The 18,508-nt window shown below is 71.8% G+C and carries 17 protein-coding genes and 2 pseudogenes; 14 read left to right on the top strand and 5 right to left on the bottom strand.

What is annotated here, in order from left to right; translation table 11 throughout:
• Positions 1-304 precede the first annotated feature (304 nt).
• On the bottom strand, positions 305-1,006 hold the full coding sequence (locus ACZ7MG_RS08370; protein ID WP_471385615.1) for a 2-oxo-4-hydroxy-4-carboxy-5-ureidoimidazoline decarboxylase: 702 nt from the start codon (positions 1,004-1,006) through the stop codon (positions 305-307).
• 272 nt (positions 1,007-1,278) lie between these two features.
• Between ACZ7MG_RS08370 and ACZ7MG_RS08365 the strand changes: the two genes are divergently transcribed.
• From ACZ7MG_RS08365 to ACZ7MG_RS08320, 10 genes are all read left to right on the top strand, one after another.
• Positions 1,279-2,874: a beta-N-acetylhexosaminidase gene (locus ACZ7MG_RS08365; protein ID WP_471385617.1), complete on the top strand. Its 1,596-nt coding sequence runs from the start codon at positions 1,279-1,281 to the stop codon at positions 2,872-2,874.
• 206 nt (positions 2,875-3,080) lie between these two features.
• Positions 3,081-3,851 carry a DUF4328 domain-containing protein gene (locus ACZ7MG_RS08360; protein WP_471385619.1) on the top strand — a complete coding sequence of 257 codons (771 nt, stop codon included), beginning with the start codon at positions 3,081-3,083 and terminating at the stop codon, positions 3,849-3,851.
• A gap of 94 nt (positions 3,852-3,945) precedes the next feature.
• Complete coding sequence (locus ACZ7MG_RS08355) at positions 3,946-4,491, top strand: hypothetical protein (protein WP_471385621.1); 546 nt, start codon at positions 3,946-3,948, stop codon at positions 4,489-4,491.
• A gap of 94 nt (positions 4,492-4,585) precedes the next feature.
• Positions 4,586-5,191, top strand: coding sequence for a hypothetical protein (locus ACZ7MG_RS08350; RefSeq protein WP_471385622.1), 606 nt, complete (start codon positions 4,586-4,588; stop codon positions 5,189-5,191).
• A gap of 180 nt (positions 5,192-5,371) precedes the next feature.
• Positions 5,372-5,764, top strand: coding sequence for a hypothetical protein (locus ACZ7MG_RS08345; RefSeq protein ID WP_471385665.1), 393 nt, complete (start codon positions 5,372-5,374; stop codon positions 5,762-5,764).
• 383 nt (positions 5,765-6,147) lie between these two features.
• Complete coding sequence (locus ACZ7MG_RS08340; RefSeq protein ID WP_471388254.1) at positions 6,148-6,738, top strand: RNA polymerase sigma factor; 591 nt, start codon at positions 6,148-6,150, stop codon at positions 6,736-6,738.
• 141 nt (positions 6,739-6,879) lie between these two features.
• Positions 6,880-7,023, top strand: a complete 144-nt coding sequence (locus ACZ7MG_RS08335; RefSeq protein ID WP_471388252.1) for a hypothetical protein — start codon at positions 6,880-6,882, stop codon at positions 7,021-7,023.
• Positions 7,024-7,589: 566 nt separating this feature from the next.
• Positions 7,590-8,141, top strand: a complete 552-nt coding sequence (locus ACZ7MG_RS08330; RefSeq protein WP_471388251.1) for a hypothetical protein — start codon at positions 7,590-7,592, stop codon at positions 8,139-8,141.
• A gap of 399 nt (positions 8,142-8,540) precedes the next feature.
• A complete protein-coding gene (locus tag ACZ7MG_RS08325; protein ID WP_471388330.1) occupies positions 8,541-9,227 on the top strand; it encodes an RNA polymerase sigma factor in 687 nt (228 codons plus the stop codon).
• A complete protein-coding gene (locus tag ACZ7MG_RS08320) occupies positions 9,227-10,567 on the top strand; it encodes a hypothetical protein (RefSeq protein ID WP_471388249.1) in 1,341 nt (446 codons plus the stop codon). The genes ACZ7MG_RS08325 and ACZ7MG_RS08320 overlap by 1 nt, the downstream gene beginning before the upstream one ends.
• A 306-nt stretch (positions 10,568-10,873) precedes the next feature.
• Here ACZ7MG_RS08320 and ACZ7MG_RS08315 read toward each other — a convergent pair whose 3' ends face one another.
• Complete coding sequence (locus tag ACZ7MG_RS08315) at positions 10,874-11,809, bottom strand: L,D-transpeptidase family protein (RefSeq protein WP_471388247.1); 936 nt, start codon at positions 11,807-11,809, stop codon at positions 10,874-10,876.
• 175 nt (positions 11,810-11,984) lie between these two features.
• Between ACZ7MG_RS08315 and ACZ7MG_RS08310 the strand changes: the two genes are divergently transcribed.
• The 4 genes and pseudogenes from ACZ7MG_RS08310 to ACZ7MG_RS08295 all read left to right on the top strand — a co-directional run bounded on the left by ACZ7MG_RS08310 (position 11,985) and on the right by ACZ7MG_RS08295 (position 14,841).
• Positions 11,985-13,565: an acyl-CoA mutase large subunit family protein gene (locus ACZ7MG_RS08310; protein ID WP_471388327.1), complete on the top strand. Its 1,581-nt coding sequence runs from the start codon at positions 11,985-11,987 to the stop codon at positions 13,563-13,565.
• A gap of 168 nt (positions 13,566-13,733) precedes the next feature.
• Positions 13,734-13,844, top strand: a pseudogene (locus ACZ7MG_RS08305) (RNA-guided endonuclease TnpB family protein); the annotation flags it as partial.
• Between the two features lie 104 nt (positions 13,845-13,948).
• Positions 13,949-14,204 (top strand): annotated as a pseudogene (locus ACZ7MG_RS08300) (LysE family transporter); the annotation flags it as partial.
• A 148-nt stretch (positions 14,205-14,352) separates the two neighbouring features.
• The gene (locus ACZ7MG_RS08295; RefSeq protein WP_471388245.1) at positions 14,353-14,841 is read left to right on the top strand and encodes a hypothetical protein; all 489 of its coding nucleotides are present in this window, start codon (positions 14,353-14,355) and stop codon (positions 14,839-14,841) included.
• 60 nt (positions 14,842-14,901) lie between these two features.
• On the opposite strand, the gene ACZ7MG_RS08290 is transcribed toward ACZ7MG_RS08295, so the two are convergent.
• From ACZ7MG_RS08290 to ACZ7MG_RS08280, 3 genes are read right to left on the bottom strand one after another with little or no spacing between them, the layout of a single operon-like run.
• A complete protein-coding gene (locus ACZ7MG_RS08290; protein WP_471388243.1) occupies positions 14,902-16,047 on the bottom strand; it encodes an acyltransferase family protein in 1,146 nt (381 codons plus the stop codon).
• A 7-nt stretch (positions 16,048-16,054) separates the two neighbouring features.
• Positions 16,055-17,389, bottom strand: a complete 1,335-nt coding sequence (locus ACZ7MG_RS08285; protein ID WP_471388240.1) for an alpha-2,8-polysialyltransferase family protein — start codon at positions 17,387-17,389, stop codon at positions 16,055-16,057.
• Positions 17,386-18,363 (bottom strand): glycosyltransferase family 2 protein, encoded by a 978-nt coding sequence (locus ACZ7MG_RS08280; RefSeq protein ID WP_471388238.1) that lies wholly within the window; start codon positions 18,361-18,363, stop codon positions 17,386-17,388. Before ACZ7MG_RS08280 ends, ACZ7MG_RS08285 begins: the two co-directional genes overlap by 4 nt.
• Between the last annotated feature and the right edge of the window lie 145 nt (positions 18,364-18,508).

Here is an 18,508-nt window from a genome sequence, read left to right as displayed (position 1 = left end):
CGGGAGGGTTGGTGTGATCAAACTGGCATACAAAGGTGCACGTAAGGGTGAGTAGCGGGCGGCATCCGGGGTGGGGGTGGCTGGGGGATGCCGGGTGCGGGTGGGTGGGGGCTGGTCGCGCAGTTCCCCGCGCCCCTTAAAAGACTGCGCCGTTCCTCGCGCCCCTGAAGGGTCGCGCCGTTCCTCGCGCCCCTAGAAGATCGCGCCGTTCCCCGCGCCCCCAAAGGATTGCGCGTTCCCCGCGCCCCTCACGGATCGCGCCGTTCCCCGCGCCCCTCACCGGCCGCGCCGTCCCCCCGTGCGGCTAAAAGGGTGCGCGGTTTTGCGTGGTTCTGCCGAGGTGGGTGGTCAGGCGTTGTTTTGCGAGGTGGCGTAGTTCGTCTGCTACCACCACTCGTTCCTCTTCCGGGTCGTTGCCGAGGCGGGAGCGGATGGCTTCCAGGGTGCGGTCGAGGAGTTCGTCGGGGTGGGTGGAGGTCTGGGAGATGACGAAGACGTGGCCGAAGCGGGCCTCGTAGGCGGCGTGGGCGGCGTTGAGGGCGGTGTGGGCGACGCCGTAGGTGTCGTCGGGGAGGGCGGGGAGGGTCTCGCCGGCCAGGGCCTCGGCCAGGTCCGCCGCCGTGAGGTCGTACGCGGCCTCGTCGGACGCGGCGAGCAGGGCGTCCAGGTCGGGGTAGGGGCGGTGGTCGGTGAGACGGTGGGCCCAGCGGAGGCTGCGCAGGCAGGTGAGGAGGGTCTGCCGGGCCGTGTCGGCGGGTGCGCGGTTGAAACGCTCCAGCGCCGACGGGCCGGGGGTGGGGACCTGCTCCGGTATGGCGACCTGGCCGGGGAGACGGGGGAGACGGTGCGGAGGCAGCGTGGATCCTCGGCGGTGCGTAGGGGTCGGCTGGGCGGGCTGTGCGGCCTGTGCGGCCTGTGCGGCCTGTGCGGCCTGTGCAGGCTGTGTGTGCTCTGCGTGCTCTGCGTGCTGCGCGAAAGAGGCCACCACGTTATCGAGGCGGGTCATGGGCTGTCCGTTCGATGCCCGAAATTCACCCGAACGGGAGAGTTTCGGAACCTGTGGTGGACGAATCGGGCGGTGGGACGTCGTAGGTTCGAGAAGGGGTCCGGTGGAGAGCCGGGAGTGAGCGAGAGTGAGACCGGGGGATAGGCGTGGCGAGAGGTGCGTGAGATGTCGTGGAAGGTGACCGGGACCGGGAGGACAGGGGCCGGGGGCGTGTCGTGAGGCGCGGGCGGCGCAGGGCACCCCGTGGGAAGACGGCGATCACGTCGAAAGGGTTGCTCGTCGGCGCGGGAGTCGTCCTGGCGGGCGGCGCGGTCGCGGCGGCCGTGACCGTGTGGCCCGGTGACGGGAAACAGGCGGCGACCGGCGCGGGCCCGTCGCCGGAGCGGACCTCCGTGGGCGCCGCCGCGACCTCGCCCTCCGCGTCACCGTCGCCGTCGCGCACCTATCCGCTGTCCCAGGAGCCGCGGACCATTCCCGCCGTACGGCAGCACGAGGCCGCCCGGGGCCCCGGCTGGAAGCCCGCCGACGGCGGCCGGGTCGTCGTACGGAACGCGGCGCTGGCCGACGAGGCGCGGCTGACCGCAGGTGAGCTGGGCCTCTCCTACGGCGGCGAGGCGGCACCCCGGGACGGGGACGTGGAGCTGGCGCTGACCGGGTCGGGGAGGTCCGCTTCGGAGGCGTACACGCTGACCGTCGAGGACGGCCGGGTGCGGATCGCCGCGCCCGCCGAGGCGGGGGTCTTCTACGGGACGCGCACCCTGAAGCAGGAGGTCGCCGGCGGCGGTACGGCGCAGGAGGGCGTCGTCCGGGACGAGCCGGCCAAGCCGCAGCGCGGGTTCATGCTCGACATCGCGCGCAAGCACTTCACGGCGGACTGGATCGAGGACCGCATCCGTGAGCTGGGCGACCTGAAGTACAACCAGCTCGGGCTGCACTTCTCCGACGACCAGGGGTTCCGGATCGAGTCCATCAGCCACCCCGAGGTGGTCTCGCGGCAGCACCTCACCAAGGCCCAGGTGCGGAAGATCCTGGACCTCGCCGAGAGCCGGCACATCACGGTCGTACCGGAGATCGACTCACCCGGGCATCTGGGGGCCGTGATCGCGGGCAATCCGGGGCTGCAGCTGAAGAACGCGCAGGGCGTCGCCGCGAGCGGGGCCGTCGACATCTCCAACCCGGAGTCCGCCGAGGTCGTGGACGAGCTGCTCGACGAGTACGCCGGGCTGTTCAAGGGCGCGTACTGGCATCTAGGCGGCGACGAGTACCGGGCGCTGATGGTGTCGAACCCGGAGGCGTCCTATCCGCAGCTGGCCGCCGCCGCGCGGCAGAAGTACGGTGCCGGGGCGACCGTCGCCGACCTCGCGACCGGCTGGCTGAACGACCGCGCGAAGGTGATGCGCGGCCACGACCGGACCGTGCGGGCCTGGAACGACGGGTTCTTCCGGGGCGGCTCGGTGCAGGCGGACAAGTCGATCCAGGTCGCGTACTGGACGGGCAAGGAGATCGGGGCCCGGCCGCCGGTCGAGTATCTGAGCGCCGGACGACAGGTGATCAACTACAACGACGAGTACCTGTACTACGTCCTCGGCGAGCCCAACCAGTTCGTCTACCCGACCGGGCAGCGCATCTACGAGTCCTGGACCCCGAGGGTGCTGCGCGGTACGACCGCCGTGCCCGCCCAGTACGACGACCAGATCCTCGGCGGTTCCTTCGCCGTCTGGTGCGACCTCGCGAACCGGCAGACCGAGGCGCAGGTCGCGGCGGGCGTCCGGATGCCGCTGCGGGCGCTGTCGCAGAAGCTGTGGGATCCGGAGAAGCCGACGCTGACCTGGACGGAGTTCCGGGAACTGGCGGGGAGGGTGAGCTGAGGGCGCGGGCGGCCACCGGGAGCGCGGGCACCGGAATCGGGTGGACGGGCGCGGGCACCGGTAGCGGGCACCGGAATCGGGTGGACGGGCGGGGCGGGGGAACCGTATCTTCCCGCGTGTTCTTGATATCCGCTGCTGAGCGTGAGGGTCTGGGGAGGACCGCGTTCGGTGTGCCGTACCGCGTTCGATCACCCGGGGGCTTGACGATGAACCCGCACCCGGCGGCTCCGCCGCCGCCCGCCCACACGACCCTGCCCATCCAGTCCCCGCACGGCCCCGCCTGGCTGCGGTCGCCGGTGGGGCTGGGGCGGGCGGTGGCGATCCTGCTCGGGGCGGTCGCCGCCGCCGACCTGGTCTCGGTGTGGGCGGACCTCTCGCTCCTCGACGTCATGAACCGGCTGGCGGCCGACGACTGGAGCCCGGCCCTGGAAGAGGACGCCGACCGCGCGGACGGGCTCGTCCTCCTCGCCGGCATCCTCCAGACGCTCACCTACGTCGCCACGATCGTCGTCTTCCTGATCTGGTTCCACCGGGTGCGGGTCAACGCCGAGGTGTTCGAACCGTTCGGGCACCGCAAGAAGCGGGGCTGGGCGATCGGCGGCTGGTTCGTGCCGGTGGTGAGCCTGTGGTTCCCGCGCCGGATCGCCGTCGACTGCTGGGACGCGAGCAGCCCGTGGCGGAAGCCCCGCTCGCACGCGCTCGTCAACACCTGGTGGACGCTGTGGCTGCTCAGCCTCGCCGCGGGGGAGTTCGGGGACCGTACGTACCTCAGGGCGGAGGAGGTCGAGGAGTACCGGTCGGCCGCCCGGCGGATGCTGTTCGCGGACTCGCTGGAGATCGTGGCCGCCGTGTTCGCCGCCCTGTTCGTCCTCGCGCTCACCCATATGCAGGACGAGAAGGCGCGCGGCGGCCCGCGTGAGCCGGAGCCGGAGTCGGAGTCGGATCCGACTCCAGATTCGGAGTCGGTCGCCGGCTGAGTCCGGCCCCAGGATTCAGGGCCGCCCTCGCGCACCCGTGCGGATTGCCCGATTCCGGGGGCGGACCGCCGTACTCGTGTGGTGTATTCCCGGTATGGGGTACTGGGGGTACTACGTCGTGGGCAGAAGCGAGCGGCCGCTCGCGGAGCTGGAGGCGCTGGGCGGGGCCGCGGGGCTGACGCTGTGCGTGACGGCGGACGGCGGCTGGCAGGTCTGGGCGTACCCCACGGGCGCGCCCGGTACGGAGGTCGCCGAGGGTTCCGGGGGCTCCGGTGACGTCGGGAACATGGACACGCTCGCCCGGGAGACGGGGGCGCCCGCGCTGTTCGGCTACGTCATGGACAGCGACTGTGTCGTCGTCGAGGCGGCCGGTCCGGAGAGCGGGGCGTGGACGACGTGTCTCGCGCGGCGGGCGATGGCCAGGTACCTCGGTGACGGGGAGGGGCGAGCCGTCGAGGACTACTTCCTCGAACCGCGTGACGCCGCCGAGCGGGCCGTCGCCTGGGCGGCGGAGGCGGGACGGGCCGTCGTGGAGCGGTCGTTGGTCGAGGTACTGACCTCGGAGCCTGGACCGGCGGACCCCCTGGCTGAAAACATTCTGTTCCGATTGCTCGACCGGCTCGGGGTCGTCCCTCTGTGACACTCCCGCGTCGTCGCACGCAGTAAGGGGAAGTGCGGGCTCCGTATAACCGGGGCCCGGTCGAGCGGGATCTACGGGATCTAGGGGAGGCGCGATGAGCCTGGTGGAGCTGTTGGCCCAGGCCGACGAACGCGGTCTGGCGGCAAGCGGGTTGGCTTGTTTGGACCGCTGCGTACCGCTTCTCGGGGGTGACGACGAGGTCCTGCGTCCGCTGTGGGCGGGGCTCGTGGACGACGGCGAGGGGTGGGGGGAGAAGGTGGCGAAGGTACGGGGTGAGCTGGAGGCCTCGGTTGCCGCCCCGGGCTCGTCCTCCGCCGCCGGTGTCGGGGGCGGGGAGGTCGTCGGGGCCGGGGAGGTCGTCGTGCTCGCCCGGCGGATGCTGGACGCGGTTCCCGCCGAGCGGTCCGGTGAGGGGCTGCGGGAGTGGGCCGAGGTGTGTTCGGTGGCGGCGCTGCGGATCCATCAGCTGCTCGACCCCCTGGACGCCGGGGGCGACGACTCCGTGGCGGCCTGCCGCGCGGGGCGTACGGAGGGGGCCTCGCATCTCGTCGCCGCCGAACTGCGCCGTCAGATCGTGGTGCTGGAGCTGATCGCGCAGCACGGGGCGGCGGGCGTGCGGCAGGCGCTGGGCGCGGCCACGGAGGGGCGGCGGGTGCTGCGGGCGGTCGTGTCGCGGCGGGCGCGTGGGGCGCGGCGGTAACGCCGGCAGCCTTGGTAAACCCCGGTTTCCTGGCGGGTCCTGTGGGTGTCCTGGGGCCGGGTGTGGCGGTCCTGCGCCGGTGTCGCGCACACGCCGGAATCGCGAAACGTCTGGTGGGGGACGGGCGCTTTCCCGGGTGTGAGCGCACAGCAGACATTCAGTTCGAGCGGCACCCCCGGTCTGTCGGACAGTCCCGGGAACCGGCCGCGGTACGGGAGTGCGGGGAAGCCCCTTCGGTGGGCGGCCGACGCGGTGGCGGTGATGCGGGAAGGGGCGCGGGTGCGTCTCGACTACTCGGCGCAGAGTCTGTGGCGGGTGGACCGGATGATCGAGGAGATACGGCGGGAGGGGGTGCCGTACGCGGCCGTCGACGGGACGTTGCGGGGGTTCGGGGCGTACGGGGGTGAGGTCGTCGTGCGGTGGGCCGGGGGTGAGTGGGTCGAGTCGGGCGGGGGGTTCTGGGTGCGGACCGTCGACGGGCGCTTCTGGGATCCGATCGACGAGGCTCGGCGGTGTTTTGTGGGGGAGGGGTCGTTGCGGTTGTTGTGCCGTGACGCGATGGCCTCCGGCTGAGGGTGGGGGAGTTCGGGGGGTGGGGGTGCGTTTTCGGGTGCGGGTGGGTGGGGGCTGGTCGCGCAGTTCCCCGCGCCCCTGAAAAGCAGGGGCTGCGCCCCGTGCTTTTCAGGCCCGCCGCCGGTCGCTTTTCAGGCCGCGGAGGGCTGGTCTTTCAGGCCCGCAGGGGCCTGGTCTTTTAGGGGCGCGGGGAACTGCGCGAGAAGCCCCACCGGACCCGCACCCGAAAACGCGCCCCAACTGACTGTGACACTTCCGTGGAGCGTGACGCAGAGGTGCGTGGGGGGCTTGGCGCCGGCCGGGACGGTCCCCGCGCAAGGGATCCCGGCACGGACTTGGCACTGTCTGGGACAGGTTGGGGCCAGGGAGGGGAACCTCGGCGCGTGCAGGCGTACGACGGGGAACTGGGCGCGGCCGTCGCGCGGGCCCAGGCCGGCGACGAGGCCGCGTTCGCCGTGGCCTATCGGCTCGTGCAGCCCGGACTGCTGGGGTATCTGCGCGGCATCGTCGGGGACGACGCGGAGGACGTCGCCTCGGACGCCTGGCTGGAGATCGCCCGCGACCTCGGACGGTTCAAGGGCGACGGCGCGGGTTTCCGGGGCTGGAGCGCGACCATCGCCCGGCACCGGGCCCTGGACCATCTGCGGCGCCAGAAGGTCAGGCCCCGGGCGACGGCGCTGGACAGCGACCTGCTGGAACTGCCGGGCACGCACAGCACCCAGGACCAGGCCCTGGAGACCCTCTCGACCGAGCAGGCCCTCGCGCTGGTCGCCCGGCTGCCGCGCGACCAGGCCGAGGCCGTACTGCTGCGGGTGGTCGTCGGCCTCGACGGTCCCGCCGCCGCGCGCGTCCTCGGCAAACGCCCCGGCGCGGTCCGTACCGCCACCCACCGCGGACTGAAACGCCTCGCCCAACTCCTCCGCAGCGAGGGTGTGACGGATGACGCCCCCCACACGCTGGGGGAGTCGAGATGACCGACAGCGGCGCCGCCCCCGACCGCGCGAGCGACCCCTGCGGCCACCACAGCGACAGAGAAGGGCGCCCCATGCCGTCGGCCAGGCCGAACCCGAACAGGGACGAACCACACGACGGCGAAGCCCGAGGTGGCAATGGCGGTGGCCGCGATGGTGGTGGCCGCGATGGTGGTGGCCGCGATGGTGGTGGGCGTGGCAGTGGGGATGGCGACGGTGGGCACGACTCCGGAGGCCGGTTCGGCGGTGAACGCGACGGAGGACCTGACGACAGCCGCCGGTCCATGAACGACGACGCCACCGCTGCCACCGGCCATGTTCCCGACACGGCCGCACCTGACGCCGTGGAGCCCCGCGTGGCTGACGTCGAAGGGCCCCGCGTGGCTGATGCCGTGGAGCCCCGCGTGGCTGACGCCGAAGGGCCGACGGCTGTCGCTGCCGCCCCGGCGACCGTCCGCGTCGTCTCGCCGCCCGGCGTGGCTGCTGCCGTCGCCGAGGCGTCCGGTGACGCCGCATCTGTCGCCCCAGCACCTGCATGCCCCGGATCCGCCGGCACTTCGGCTGCCGGCGTGGCCGTCCGCGACACTGAAGCGCCCCGCACCCCCGTACTCGGCGCCGCCGCGGCTGCCGGCCTGGCCGCCCGCGACACCGAAGCGCCCCGCACCCCCGCACCTGGCACCACCCCCGCACCCGGCGCCACCCCGGCACCCGGCGTGGCCGCCCCCGTACCCGTCGCCCCGACCCCAGCCCCGACCCCAACCTCAGCCCCCGCCCACCCCGACGGAGTCACCCCCTCCCTCGGCCCCCTTCTTGCCGCTGTGGTGCGGGGTGGTGGGGCGGGGGAGGCGCGGGCGGTGGCTGCGTTTCGGGCGGCTCGGGAGCAGGGGGTGCGGGCGGGGCGTACACGGCGGCGGGACGATTGGCGGCCCAACGCGCGGCGCCGGGTGCAGTTGTCGATCCGGACGACCCTGGCCGTACTGCTGGCCAGCCTCACCCTCGGCGGAGTCGCCTACGCGGCGATCGGCTCGGCCACGCGCGACGACGAGGGCGCCGGCGAGGACCCCGGCGGCTACGGAAGCCGGGAACAGCGCCCCCGTACGACCGACAGCGCCCCCGCCCGTCCCGGCCCGACGACCACCACTCCGCGCCCGGCGGCCCCCTCCGCCCCCTCGACGACCGACGACCCCACCGCCTCCCCACAGCCGGACGCCACCCACCGACGAAGGGACGGCAACAGCGACAAGGGCCACGGCGGCGACAACGACCGCAAGGGTGATGACCAGCGCCGCGGGTCCGAGCCCGGCATCGGTGACCGGCAGCGGCAGTCGCCCCCGCCCGGGAGCCCGCCGGAGGCGGCGCGCGGCGAGGCCGGCGGGACGCGGCAAGGGGGCGGGAGAACGAAGTGAGGCCGGCGTGCTCGCAAGACCCCCGTACTCGCAAGACACCCGGCCGACTCCGCCGATGGCAACGGTCGGGGCCGCCACCCCCCACAGGAGAGGCCCCGACCGTCGCGCGGCACGGGCCGCGCGGCGACCCGTACTCCCTACAGCGCCGCGCCTGCGTTTTCTGTCACACCTCTCCGTGTCGCTCTCCGCATCACGAGTTAGTTGCATGTTCTACGGACATGGACGGTCAACGGTTTCAGGCCGTAACGTGCCATTCGCGCCGGATCGTGGTTGGCGGAAGACCACCGCAACCACAGCGGTCCCGAGACCACGACCGTCCATCGAGTCATCACGAGGAACCACAACGGCGAGACCCGGACCGCGACCGCGGTACCGGCTGAGGCGCAGAGGGGCGCGTGGGTGCTGGGGGACGACGCGGAGCTGACCGCCGCGGTGCTTGCGGCACAGGACGGGGACGAGACCGCGTTCCGGACTGTGTACCGCTCGGTGCACCCACGGCTGCTCGGATACGTGCGGACGCTGGTCGGCGATCCGGACGCGGAGGACGTCACCTCCGAGTCCTGGCTGCAGATAGCCCGTGACCTGGAGCGGTTCAGCGGAGACGCCGACCGCTTCCGCGGCTGGGCCGCGCGGATCGCCCGCAACCGGGCCCTGGACCACATACGCATGCGCGGGCGCAGGCCCGCGACCGTCGGCGACGAGACCGAGCTGACCGGCAAGGCCGCCGAGTCCGACACGGCCGGCGAGGCGATGGAGGCCCTGGCGACCGACCGCACGCTCTCGCTCATCGCCCAGCTGCCCCAGGACCAGGCGGAGGCGGTGGTCCTGCGGGTGGTCGTCGGCCTCGACGCGAAGACCGCAGCTCAGACCCTCGGCAAGCGCGCGGGAGCCGTACGGACGGCCGCGCACCGGGGTCTGAAGCGGCTCGCCGAACTGATCGGGGAGAATCCGGAGACGGCTTCGGATGCCGACCCGGATTCCGGCGACCCGCTGGACGCCGTTCCCCCACCGAGAGGCGCGCGGGTACGCGCGGCCACGTCCGCCGGTGTGACGCATACGCGTTCGCGGACGCAGAAGGATGTGTGATGGCCGACGAGCAGTACAGGTGGCTGAACCGCGACGTGGCGGAGCGGCTGCTGCGCGGTGAGCCGCTCGAAGCCGTCGACGCCGACACCCGCGCCCGTGCCGACCGGCTCGCCGAAGCATTGGACGCCCTGGCCGCCGAGGCCGCTCCGGCCTCCCCGCAGACTCCCGAACTCCCGGGCGAGGCCGCCGCGTTGGCCGCCTTCCGCACGGCACGTACAGCACGTACGGCACCCTCCGCGAGTACGGCACACGCGGCGCGTACCGGCCGTACGGATCTCGCGGCCCCCTCCGTCGAACCCGGCCAGGACGGCCCTCCGCACACCACCGGGGCGCCCGCCGGGGACGCGGGGCTCGTACGGCTCGGGGCTCCCGCGCGGGCGTGCGCGGTGCGGGACGGCCGCCGGGCCCGCTGGGGCCGGCCGGTGCGGTACGGGCTGGTCGCGGCCGTGGCCGCCGGGATGCTCGGCGGGGTCACGGCGGTGACCGGCGGCGGCGCGCTGAGCGCCTTCCGCGACGAGGAACCGGAACCCTCCGCCTCCATCTCGGCCGCCCAGTCGCCGGACCGGCCGCTGATGTCGCCGACTCCGAACTCCGAGCAGGGCGACGGCGGACGCGGGGCGTGGGGCGGCTCGACGCCCGAGGACTCCCCGGACGCCTCCGCGAAGAGCGGCGCGCCCTCCGGGGAGGGAACCGGCGGCGCCGACGAGGACGAGCGGTCCGGTGACTCCGGGACGGGCCGGGGCAGCACCCAGCAGGGGTGGAGCGGCGTGCTCTCCGCCTGCCGTGACGTTCGCGACGGCAAGGAACTGGACGCCGTGCGCCGGCGCGGCCTGGAGGCGGCGGCGGGCGGCAAGGGCAAGGGACACCTGAAGCGGTTCTGCGAAGGCGCCCTCGCCGGCGGCTCCGGCAACCCCGGCAACGCGAAGCGTCCGGGCGCGGGCACCGGGTCCGGCAAGGGCACAGGCACAGGCACCGGCACCGGCGCGTCGGGCTCCGGCGACTCCAACGGCCCCGCGGGCGGCGGTGACAAGAACACCCGGTCCGGCAACGACCACGACGAGGACGACGACGCGGCCCACGGCAAGGGCCGCGGTGGCGACGGCGACGGCAGGAACCGCCACGGGGACGGCCGGGGCCACGGAAACGGCTCGCGGAACGGCGACGGCAAGAACAAGAGCGGCAACGGCAAGCACAAGGGCGGCAAAGGCGGGAAGGGCGGCAAAGGCAACGGCGGCAACGGCCACCGCGGTCAGCTCGCGGCGCTGACCCCCGTCGACGTCGAAGCCGAAGCCGAAGCCGAAGCCGATGTCGACGTCGTCGCGCGTGTCACCCCTTCCTGACCTGCACTTTCGTATCCGCCCCAACTTCTTTCGCGGAACGGGTAACACTTTCGACCGCCCCGGCGCAGTAATGAGTGAGCCGACTGGTCATCGGCCGTCGCACAGAGCCGGGGTTCCCCCCGTACCTACGGCTCGTGCACCTCGGCGCGGGCGGGACACGTTCCCCCGGTCCCGCCCGCGCCCCATAACCCCCGTGTTTCCCCCGTGACCCCGTACTCCCCCTGACGCGCCGGGCCCCCTCCCGCTATGCATCTTGTGACGCAGATCACTCCGCACCGCACGCGTCACTCCACACGCCGCTTCGCGTCACCAGTACACGACGACCTTGTCGCCGTTCCTCACCTGCGCGAACAACTGTGCGATAGCCGCCTCGTCCCGCACGTTGACGCAGCCGTGCGAGCCCCCGTAGTAGCCGCGGGCCGCGAAGTCGGCGGAGTAGTGGACGGCCTGGCCGCCGCTGAAGAACATCGCGTACGGCATGGGGGTGTCGTAGAGGGTCGACCAGTGGTCGCGGGACTTGAAGTAGACGCTGAAGACGCCCTCGCGGGTGGGGGTGCCCTCCGAGCCGAACCGCACCTCGACCGTCGTCAGCGTCCGGCCGTCCACCATCCAGCGCAGCGTGCGGCTCGTCTTGCTGATGCACAGCACCCGGCCCGTCAGACAGCGCGGATCGGGTGAGGCGGCGGGCTGGCCGCCGTACGCGTACAGGTCCCACTTGCCGGGCTCCCGCGTCATGTTCAGCAGCCGCGCCCAGGTGACGCTGTCCGTCTTCCCGGTCCGCGGCAGCCCCCGCTTGCCCTGGAAGCCCCGGACCGCCCGGACCGTCAGCTCGTCGTACGTCCCGGTGGGCCCGGCGAAGAGCCACGCGACCTGCCGCAGCCGGGCCTGCAACTCCCGTACGTCCAGCCCTTCGTCACCCTGGGACCACAGGACCCGGGGAGCGGGCGTGGGAGTCGGGGTGGGTGGGGGAGAGGGCGGCTCGGTCGTCGGGGCCGTACCGGTCCCGCCCTTGCCGTCGCTCCCGCGCCCGTCGCCGCCGTCCTGCTGGGGGACGCCGCTCGGGGCGCTGTTCGGGACTCCGGTCGGGGCTCCGCTCGGGGTGGTGTTCGGCGTGCCGGTCGGGTCGATGCGCACGGGCTGGCGCTGGCCGCCGTGCACCTCGATCCCCTGGGCCGTACAGGCGCCGGCCATGACGAGTGCCGCGAGCGCGGCCACCGATCTCCGCATGTCCTTGGTACGCATCAGGGCCCCCGTCGTCTCATGTCGTCCCGCTCATGTCGTCCCGCGTCGTCTGCTGAACCGCCGAGACCGGTCGTCTCCGGTCCGGACGTCCCGGACAGGTTTCCCGGACGTGACCCTTCGCGAACAAAGAGGCATGGTGGTGAGCAAGGTCCCAGCCAGGACGGAGGCGCACACCATGCCGCGTGAGTCGGAGTCCGGTCTGCCCATCGAACCGGTGTACGGGCCTGAGGTGCTGGACGGCTGGGATCCGGCCGAGAGGCTGGGCGCGCCCGGTGCGTACCCGTTCACCCGGGGCGTCTACCCGTCGATGTACACCGGCCGCCCCTGGACGATGCGCCAGTACGCCGGTTTCGGTACGGCGGTGGAGTCCAACGCCCGTTACCGGCAGCTCATCGCGCACGGCACGACGGGGCTGTCGGTCGCCTTCGACCTGCCCACCCAGATGGGCCACGACTCCGACGCCCCGCTCGCCCGCGGTGAGGTCGGCAAGGTGGGCGTGGCCGTCGACTCCGTCGAGGACATGCGCGTGCTGTTCGACGGCATCCCGCTGGACCAGGTCTCCACGTCGATGACGATCAACGCCCCGGCGGCCCTGTTGCTGCTGATGTACCAACTGGTCGGCGAGGAACAGGGCGTCCCGGCCGAGCGGCTCACGGGCACGATCCAGAACGACGTGCTGAAGGAGTACATCGCGCGCGGGACGTACATCTTCCCGCCCAAGCCCTCGCTACGGCTGATCGCGGACACCTTCCGGTACTGCCGGGCCGAGATCCCGAAATGGAACACGATCTCGATCTCCGGCTACCACATGGCCGAGGCGGGTGCCTCGCCCGCACAGGAGATCGCGTTCACCCTGGCGGACGGTATCGAGTACGTCCGTACGGCGGTCGCGGCGGGCATGGACGTCGACGACTTCGGGCCCCGGCTGTCCTTCTTCTTCGTGGCCCGGACGACGCTCCTCGAAGAGGTCGCCAAGTTCCGCGCGGCGCGCAGGATCTGGGCCCGGGTGATGCGGGACGAGTTCGGCGCGCGGAACCCCAAGTCCCTGATGCTGCGCTTCCACACCCAGACGGCCGGGGTCCAGCTGACCGCGCAGCAGCCCGAGGTGAACCTCGTCCGGGTCGCCGTCCAGGGCCTGGCGGCGGTGCTGGGCGGCACCCAGTCCCTGCACACCAACTCCTTCGACGAGGCGATCGCCCTCCCCACCGACAAGAGCGCCCGCCTCGCCCTGCGGACGCAGCAGGTGCTGGCCCACGAGACGGATGTGACGGCGACGGTCGACCCCTTCGCCGGGTCCTATGCCATCGAGCGGATGACCGACGACGTGGAGGCGGCGGCCGTCGCGCTGATGCGGAAGGTCGAGGACCTCGGCGGGGCCGTCGCCGCCATCGAACACGGCTTCCAGAAGGGCGAGATCGAGCGCAGCGCGTACCGCGTCGCCCAGGAGACCGACTCCGGTGAGCGGGTCGTGGTCGGCGTGAACCGCTTCCGGCTCGACGCGGAGGAGCCGTACGAGCCGCTGCGCGTGGACCCGGCGATCGAGGCCCAGCAGGTGCGGCGGCTGGCCCGGCTGCGGGCGGAGCGGGACGGGGAGGCGGTGGCCTCCGCCCTGGCCGCCCTGAAGAAGACGGCCGAGGGTGACGACAACGTCCTCCACCCGATGCGCGACGCACTGAAGGCCCGCGCGACCGTCGGCGAGGTGTGCGGCGCGCTGCGGGAGGTCTGGGGGACGTACGTACCCGGCGACGCGTTCTGACGGCCGCCGCGAACAGGGCAGGGGTCGCCTTCCGACGGGGACGGGCGACCTGATGCCGAGGGCCGGGGTGGAATGTCCTGAGGATGCCCCGGCGTTCGAGCCGGAGAGTAGTTGCATCGGGGTGTCGCAACGTGGAATGTCGCCGCATCTGGTCAAGGGCGCGGAACGTCCCCACGGGACAAGAACTCCGCCCGCGTCATGCTCGTCCGGGCTGGTCTCAACCCGGCTGGTGCCGAGGGCGGAAGACCTCCTGGAGCGCCGCTCCAGGAGGCGGCCTGAGTCAGGCTCCTGCTGCCCGGCCCCCAACTTCCTCCACGTGCTGTCCGTCATCGCCCCGCGCGGGATACGGACCGGGTATCGGACCGCCATCGGGTCATGGGGCTCCGAAGGCGATCCTGTTCTTCGTCGCCTACTTCGAGCCGTTCGTGGTCCGGGCCATGCGTACTCGGCGATCTCAATCGTCGTCCTCGGTGCTCGCCCAGGTCGCCACCTTCCCGTACCTCAGCACGCTCGTGTGCAGCGGTACCCGGTCGGCTGCCACCTTCCGTCACCGGGAGCGGCTGTCGGCGGGGCCCCTCGGTGGCCGGTACGTTGTTCCTCGGCTTCGCGGTCAAGCTGTGGCCGACGAGCGGAACTTGAGTCCGAGGGCGGTTTCTCCGGAACCGAGTCTTCCTTCCCGCGAGGTTCATCCGGCGGTATGCGCACGCCTCGCGCGCCACGATGTACTGTCCCGTTGATCACGGCAAAACCACGCAACTCGCAACTCCACCACATCACTGGAGTAGTCATGAGAACACGTGTGCCTCTCGCCGCCACCCTCGCCGCCGCACTCGCCGCACTGGGTGCCTGGGCCGCTCCGGCCCAGGCCCAGGACACGGCTGCGGCGGCTTCCGACGCCCGGAACGCGAAGGCGACCCCGGTCGTCGTGACACCCCGGGCCGCCCATGTCGCGGCGGCCTTCACCTGTTCCACCTATGCGGGGACCTTCCGCGCCAACAGCAACAGCCCGTTCGGGGTGATCGCCTGGTCCAACGGCACCGAGGAGTGCTTCGGCATCGCCCCGTCCGGCACCATCTGGCACTCCTGGCCGAACTCCGGGGGCTGGAAGGAGATGCCGCACAACGGCCGTGGGGTGTACGTCTACGCGGGCTACGACTACGGGGACGGCAAGGCCATCGAGGTCATGTCCAGCACCGGCACGTTCTGGTGCAGCTACCTCGACTACGCGACCAACACCTGGGGCGGTTGGTACGAGAACGGCTCAGGACCCTGCTGAGCGCCCGGCCCGCCCGATGAGGACGACGCCGCCCGCGTCCCGGCGCGGGTGGCGTCGTCCTCACCGAGACCGGGTGAGCACGGTGCGCAGCCGTGGCGCCAGCGGCTTTTCCACGAATCGGTACAGCAGCCAGGCCAGCGTCAGCATCGACAGGACCGTCATGGCGAAGGTCACCGCCGAGGGCAGACCGGCACCGTGGTGCAGGGCCTCGACAACCACCCACCCCAGGTGCTCGTGGACCAGGTAGAAAGGGTAGGTGAGCGCGCCCGCCACCGTCAGCCAGGGCCAGTTGATCCGGTTGAGCCAGCCGAGAGCGATCGCTGCCACCGCCAGGTACCCGAAGGTGACGACGAGGATGATGCCGGACGCGGAGCGGTAGGAGAAGAACTCCGGGTTCGGCGCGTGCCACAGCTCGCGGACCGCGTAGTGCTGCCCTATCAGCCAGCTCACCGTGACTATCCCCCACGCGTACGCGTCACGCCGGTCGCGGTGCACTAGGTAGAGACCGATTCCGCCGATGAAGAACGGCGCGTACTCCGGCATCAGCACGACGTTCAGCAGGGGCTCGTTCGCGGACTGCGCGATCACCACCGCCAGGGTCCAACACGCACAGAACATGATCACACGGCTGCGGTTGGCACCCGGCAGCACGACGCAGAGGGCGAACAGCGCATAGAAGCGAACCTCCGCCCACAGAGTCCAGCAGACACCCAGCACACGGTCCACGCCCAGCGGTTGCTGCATCATCGTCAGATTCACCAGCGCGTCACTCGGCGAGACCGCTTCGTAGGCGACCACCGGCAGCGCGAACACCGCCGTCACCAGGATGACCGCCGCCCAGTACGCGGGCAGCAGCCGGGAGGCGCGGGAGACGAAGAAGGACCGCAAGGGGCGGCCCCAACCGCTCATACAGATCACGAAGCCGCTGATCACGAAGAAGACCTGCACGCCGAGACAGCCGTAGGCGAACCATTCGTGCAGTGTGGGGAACTGCTGTCGGGGCGAGGTACCCCACGCCCCGGCGATCTCGCCGTCCCGGCCGCCGTAGTGGTACGCGGCGACCATCAGCGCGGCGAGCAGCCGCAGCCCGTCGAGCGCGCGCAGCCGCGGCGCGGGCCGGGGGGTGGCTCGCCGCACGGGGGCCGCCGCTGGGGGCGCGGGTATCGGGACGGCATCCGGCGTGAGTGTGGTGCTGTTCGTGCTCATATCGGACTCACCCCAGAGCGGATCGCTTGAGAGACCTGGCCCGCCGCGCGACTCTTCGCACGGTCGCGTTGCGCGGAATGAAGGCGAGCTGCACCGGAATCCCCCCGGGCAGCCCGAGCGAGGTCAGCCGCCGCCGCTTGAAGTACCGCAGCGTGTGCGCGCTCAGATGCTTCGTCAGATACGCGGCGGTCTCCGCCCGCAGCGACGGGTAGATCTTCGACTGCATCGCGAACCCCACCGCCCGCACCAGCCCGTCGAGGTCCGCCACCCGCGTCCCCGGCCGCTGCGAGGTGACCGCCTCCTTGTCGCTCAGCTCCGGCAGCAGCGCGTCCACGATGGTGACGGGCACCCGGTTGCTGTTCTCGTACGGGGCGAGCCGGTCCAGCAGGGTGCCCGTGCCGACGCGGGCGACCGGCAGGCCGTACAGAGCGGAGGCGGTGAGCAGGGCGGTGGAGAAGCAGCCGACGACGAGGGCCGGACGCATCCGCTGGTAGAGCACCTCGGCGAGGACCGGCGTGTCCAGCACGGTCAGCTCGGCGCCGAGCCGCTCCGCCTCCTTCTCCAGGCCGCGCGACCAGCGGGCCGGGGCGCTCGGGTGCGGCTTGAACACCACGCGCGTGTGCCCGAGCGCGACCGCGCCCTTGAGCATCGTCACGTGGAGCTCTTCCTCCTCCTCGGCGGTGAGGATGTTGAGCGCGGAGAGGTACTGGCCGAGCAGCAGCGCCGGCTCCTCGATCGCCGGGAGCGTGTCACCGGTGTCGAGCAGTTCCGCCAGCACCTTCACGAAGGCGTCCGTCGGCACGATCTCCGGCTCGACGCCGAACTCGGTGAGTAGCATCGGCTTCAGATCCGGCACCAGGTCCAGGTGGAGGAGCCGGTCGATACGGGTGCCGACCAGCGGGTCGATCTTGTTGCGGGTGGGGCCGTAGCTCATCAGGCCGTCCGCGTACACGGTCACGGGGGCGCCGGTGAAGATCTGGGTGAAGCCGAGCGCCGGGTGGACCTGGATGGACTCCACGGCCAGCTCGACGTCGTCGTCGCCCAGGTTCCACAGCAGCCGCAGATGCCGCTCCCACAGCGGGACGTCGTCCAGGCGCGGGGACCAACCGCCCGGGTGGAACGGGGAGATGGTCTCGTTCCAGGAGATCACCTCGTCGAAGCGGCCGCGCAGCCGCTCGAAGCCGGGCATCTCGTCGACGGCGGGTGCCGTCTCGGGCGTGGCCGCGTTGTTGGAGATCAGCAGGATGCGCCGGGACGCGGGGCGGAAGCACTCGGTGTCCAGGGCCGCGGCCAGCGTGGCCGTCCCGTACAGCGTGGACGCCATGAAGATCTGCGTGGTCACGCGGCGACCCCCGCGGCGGCGGGACGGCGGCGCAGCCGGCGCAGCCGGCTGGCGCGCTGGACGTCCATCGAGTCGAGGGCCTCGTCCAGCACGTCCTGCGGCATTCGGCGCAGCGCGACCGCGCTCATCGACTTCAGTTTCCGTGCCACCGCCGGCTCGAACCTTTCGATGGATCCCAAATGGTGGGAGATAATCGCGCAATATGTGCGCACGGCCTTGGGAAGTAGTTCGTCGGCGTCCCGGTCCTTCGCCGTTTCCGCGATGACCTGGTCGAATGCGCGAATGAAATCGAGCTGCCGTACGTCGCCGATCTGGGTCAGGGAGGACGCCACCCCGCGTCGGTAGAAGACGCCGAGCAGCCCCACCGTGGCGAAGGATTCGGCCTCGCGGTGGAGCTTCCAGATCCACGGCCGGTCCTCGGCCGTGCGCAGCCCGTGCGTGAAGTGCAGCACCCCCTTGTCGACCAGCCGGCGGTGGTAGATGCCCGCCCAGGCGAACGCGTAGTCGACGGAGGTGGAGCGGTCGGCGGGCAGGATCGCGTCCCGCGGGTTCATCACCACGCCCCGCCGGCCGTTGGGCACCCGGTGGACGGAACGGGCCCGCGCGGTGCACTGGACATGGTCCGTGCGCACGAAGTCGCAGCCCAACTCCTCGATGGCGCCCAGCAGTTGGGAGTAGTAGCCGGGGGCGAGCCAGTCGTCCCCGTCGAGGAAGGTCAGGTATTGGCCGCGGGCCTTGTCGATGCCCGTGTTGCGCGCGGTCGCCAGTCCTCCGTTCTTCTCGTGTCTGACATACACCGCCCCCGGCAGTTCGCGCTCCGCGCGCGCGAGGATGTCCGGTGTCTCGTCGCGGGAACAGTCGTCGACGAGAATGAATTCGAAGTCGTCACGAGCGTTGGCTCTGAGACTCTTCAGGGTGTCGGGCGCGTATTGCTGCACGTTGTAGAACGGCACGATGACGGAGAGCTTGACCACCCCCGTGACGTTAGGGGGCCCTCCGGCATTCGTCTTGACCACCTGCTTGATGTCAGGTGAACGACGCGTGGCGGAACCGTGAACCAGACACTTTCCTCTGCCTTTCGCGCCCCGATTCGCCGTTCGTCGATGTGCTGTTAACCCT

It is taken from the genome of Streptomyces sp. NPDC107538 (assembly GCF_055657445.1).
This window is presented reverse-complemented; position numbering and strand designations above follow the sequence as displayed.